Source organism: Acidovorax sp. HMWF018 (genome assembly GCF_003061035.1).
GTDB lineage: Bacteria > Pseudomonadota > Gammaproteobacteria > Burkholderiales > Burkholderiaceae_C > Acidovorax > Acidovorax delafieldii.
This window is the reverse complement of sequence record NZ_QAIM01000335.1, coordinates 1-3,533: the sequence shown is the minus strand read 5'-3', so window position 1 is coordinate 3,533 and position 3,533 is coordinate 1. Positions and strand designations below refer to the sequence as shown.

Below are 3,533 nucleotides of genomic sequence, written 5' to 3'. Positions count from 1 at the left end.
CGGCCAGCGCGCAGCCATCGAGGCCGTGGGCGGCGTGGACGCGGCCAAGCGGGTGCAGGCCGGCGAGGCTTTCGACGTGGTGGTGCTTGCCTCTGACGCCATCGACAAGCTCATCGCGGCCGGCGCCGTCGTGGCCGGCAGCAGGACCGACTGGGTGCGCTCCGGCGTGGCCGTGGCGGTGCGCGCGGGCGCGCCGCTGCCCGACATCGGCTCGGAAGACGCAGTGCGCAGTGCCGTGCTGGCCGCGCGCAGCATCAGCTATTCCACCGGCCCGAGCGGCGTGGCGCTGGCGAAACTGTTCGAGCGCTGGGGCATTGCCGACCAGGTGGCCGGCCGCATGGTGCAGGCCCCGCCCGGCGTGCCCGTGGGCTCCCTGGTGGCACGTGGCGATGTGGAGCTCGGCTTCCAGCAACTGAGCGAGCTGCTGCACGTGGAGGGCATCACCATCGTGGGCCCGCTGCCGCCTGCGATCCAGATCACCACCATTTTTTCATCGGGCGTCGCTGCCTCCAGCCAGCAGCCCGAGGCCGCCAAGGCGCTGCTCGACTTCTTCGCATCGCCAGCGGCGGCCGAAGCCAAGCAACGCCAGGGCATGGACCCTGCCTGAACCCGAACACCAAGATCCAAGGAGCACAACGCAATGAGCCTCATCATCGACTGCCATGGCCACTACACCACGGCACCCAAGGCGCTGGAGAACTGGCGCAACCAGCAGATCGCCGGCATCAAGGACCCGGCCGCCATGCCCAAGGTCGCCGATTTGCAGATCAGCGACGACGAGCTGCGCGAGTCCATCGAGACCAACCAGCTGCGCCTGATGAAGGAGCGCGGCAGCGACATCACGCTGTTCTCGCCGCGCGCCAGTTTCATGGCCCACCACATCGGCGACTTCAATGTCTCCAGCACCTGGGCGGCCATCTGCAACGAGCTGTGCCACCGCGTCTCCACCCTGTTCCCCGACAACTTCGTGCCCGTGGCCATGCTGCCGCAAAGCCCCGGGGTGGACCCCGCGACCTGCATCCCCGAGCTGGAGAAGTGCGTCAAGGAATACGGCGCGGTGGGCATCAACCTCAACCCCGACCCCTCGGGCGGCCACTGGACCAGCCCGCCGCTGACCGACCGCCACTGGTACCCCATCTACGAGAAGATGGTGGAGTACGACCTGCCCGCCATGATCCACGTGAGCACCAGCTGCAACGCGTGCTTCCACACCACGGGCGCGCACTACCTGAACGCCGACACCACGGCCTTCATGCAGTGCATCCAGGGCGACCTGTTCAAGGACTTCCCCACGCTCAAGTTCCTGATCCCGCACGGCGGCGGTGCCGTGCCCTACCACTGGGGCCGTTTCCGCGGCCTGGCGCAGGAGATGAAGAAGCCCCTGCTCGAAGACCACCTGCTGAACAACATCTTCTTCGACACCTGCGTGTACCACCAGCCGGGCATCGACCTGCTGAACACCGTGATCCCGGTGAAGAACGTGCTGTTCGCCTCCGAAATGATCGGCGCGGTGCGCGGCATCGACCCCACCACCGGCCACTACTACGACGACACCAAGCGCTACATCGAAGCGTCGAAGATCCTGAGCGGCGACGACAAGCACCAGATCTACGAAGGCAATGTGCGCCGCGTGTTCTCCCGACTCGATTCACGACTGAAGGCAAAGGGGCTCTGACATGTACGAATTAGGCGTTGTCTACCGCAACATCACCCGCGCCGATCGCGCAGCCGCTGACGGCCTGGCTGCCCTCGGCTCGGCTACCGTGCACGAGGCCATGGGCCGCGTGGGCCTGCTCAAGCCCTACATGCGCCCCATCTACGGCGGCCAGCAGGTCAGCGGCACAGCCGTCACCGTGCTGCTGCAGCCCGGCGACAACTGGATGATGCACGTGGCGGCCGAGCAGATCCAGCCCGGCGACGTGGTGGTGGCGGCCGTCACCTCCGAATGCACCGATGGCTATTTCGGCGACCTGCTGGCCACCTCGTTCCAGGCGCGCGGTGCGCGGGCGCTCATCATCGACGCCGGCGTGCGCGACGTGAAGACCCTGCAGGAGATGAATTTCCCCGTGTGGAGCCGCGCCATTTCCAGCAAGGGCACGATCAAGGCCACGCTGGGCTCGGTCAACATCCCGGTGGTGTGCGCCGGCATGTGGGTCACGCCGGGCGACGTGATCGTGGCCGACGACGATGGCGTGGTCTGCGTGCCCGCCGCGCGCGCCGCCGAGACGCTCGAGGCCGCGCGCAAGCGCGAGAGCTTCGAGGGCGAGAAACGCGCCAAGCTCGCCTCGGGCGTGCTCGGCCTGGATATGTACAACATGCGCCCCGGGCTCGAAAAGGCCGGGCTGCGCTACATCGACTGAGGACCTACGCCATGCCCATCCCCGCATCGGCGCAGGACTGGCACATCGGCCTCGTCGGCTACGGCGAGGTCGGCCGCATTCTCTGCGAGGACCTGCGCGCCCAGGGGCTGCGCGTCTCGGCCTACGACCGCAAGCTCGGCGGTGCGCTACAACGGCCCTTGTTGGAGCACGCGCGGGCCCATGGCGTCGAGTTGCTCGACAGCCACGCCCGGCTCGCGGCCACTGCCGACTTCGTGATCAGCGCCGTCACCGCCAGCCAGACGCTGGACGTGGCCCGGGCGTGCGCTCCGCAGGTGCGCAAGGAAGCCTTCTATCTGGACTTCAACTCGGCCTCCCCGGGTGCCAAGCAGGCGGCCGGCGCGCTGATTGATGCGGCCGGTGCCCGGTACGTCGAAGGCGCGGTGATGACCAGCATTCCACCTTACCGCATCAAGGTGCCGCTGCTGCTGGGCGGCGCCTCGGCCAGGGCGCTGGCCGAGGCCATCGCGCCGCTGGGCTTCGTCGCCAAGGTCGTCAGCGACCGGCTGGGCGTGGCCTCGGCCACCAAGATGTGCCGCAGCGTGATGGTCAAGGGCCTGGAGGCGATGGTGATCGAGAGCTTCACGGCCGCGCGGCACTACGGCGTGGAGGACGCGGTCATCGCCTCGCTCCAGGAGACCTTTCCCGGCATCGACTGGGAGAAGCAGGGCGCCTATTTCTTCCAGCGCGTGATCGAGCATGGCCGCCGCCGCAGCGAGGAGATGCACGAGTCCGCGAACACGGTGCGCGAAGCGGGCATGCCCGCCTTCTCCGCGCAGGGCACAGCCGAGCGCCAGGCCTGGATGGCGGACCGCGCGGACGCCGGGTCGTTCGGCGAACGCGGCGCTCCGGGATTCGCGCGCGCCGCCGACTGGCGCGCCGAGGCCGACCGCCTGTTGCAATCTCTCAAGGAACCCACCGCATGAGCACTTTCACGAAAACCCCAGGCTGGCTCGACTGGTACGCCGGACCCAGCAAGCCCCGCTTCCAGGTGCCGCCCGGCAGCGTGGACGCGCACTGCCACGTGTTCGGCCCGGGCGCGGAGTTCCCCTACGCGCCCGAGCGCAAGTACACGCCCTGCGATGCCTCGAAGCACGAGCTGTACGCGCTGCGCGACCACCTGGGCTTTGCCCGCAACGTGGTGGTGCAGGCCAC

General features: G+C 68.4%; 5 protein-coding genes. All 5 read left to right on the top strand.

The annotated features are described in order from the left end of the window. Nucleotides 1–607: substrate-binding domain-containing protein (locus DBR23_RS12655; RefSeq protein ID WP_108498482.1), on the top strand; the 607-nt coding region annotated here is incomplete at its 5' end. Nucleotides 608–640: 33 nt separating this feature from the next. Further along, nucleotides 641–1,675 carry an amidohydrolase family protein gene (locus DBR23_RS12650; protein WP_059400368.1) on the top strand — a complete coding sequence of 345 codons (1,035 nt, stop codon included), beginning with the start codon at nucleotides 641–643 and terminating at the stop codon, nucleotides 1,673–1,675. A gap of 1 nt (nucleotide 1,676) precedes the next feature. Continuing rightward, entirely contained in the window at nucleotides 1,677–2,360 is a 684-nt protein-coding gene (gene ligK, locus DBR23_RS12645; protein ID WP_059400367.1) for a 4-carboxy-4-hydroxy-2-oxoadipate aldolase/oxaloacetate decarboxylase, read from the top strand. Nucleotides 2,361–2,371: 11 nt separating this feature from the next. Next, on the top strand, nucleotides 2,372–3,304 hold the full coding sequence (locus DBR23_RS12640; RefSeq protein ID WP_017407889.1) for a DUF1932 domain-containing protein: 933 nt from the start codon (nucleotides 2,372–2,374) through the stop codon (nucleotides 3,302–3,304). Next, nucleotides 3,301–3,533 (top strand): amidohydrolase family protein (locus tag DBR23_RS12635; protein WP_369882110.1); only part of this gene is annotated, 233 nt, incomplete at its 3' end. The genes DBR23_RS12640 and DBR23_RS12635, both read left to right, overlap by 4 nt.

What these genes read in the sequence shown, in the direction of transcription:
- ligK (WP_059400367.1), top strand. Translation starts at nt 1,677, where the DNA reads ATGTACGAATTAGGCGTTGTCTACCGCAACATCACCCGCGCCGATCGC.
- DBR23_RS12640 (WP_017407889.1), top strand. Translation starts at nt 2,372, where the DNA reads ATGCCCATCCCCGCATCGGCGCAGGACTGGCACATCGGCCTCGTCGGC.
- DBR23_RS12650 (WP_059400368.1), top strand. Translation starts at nt 641, where the DNA reads ATGAGCCTCATCATCGACTGCCATGGCCACTACACCACGGCACCCAAG.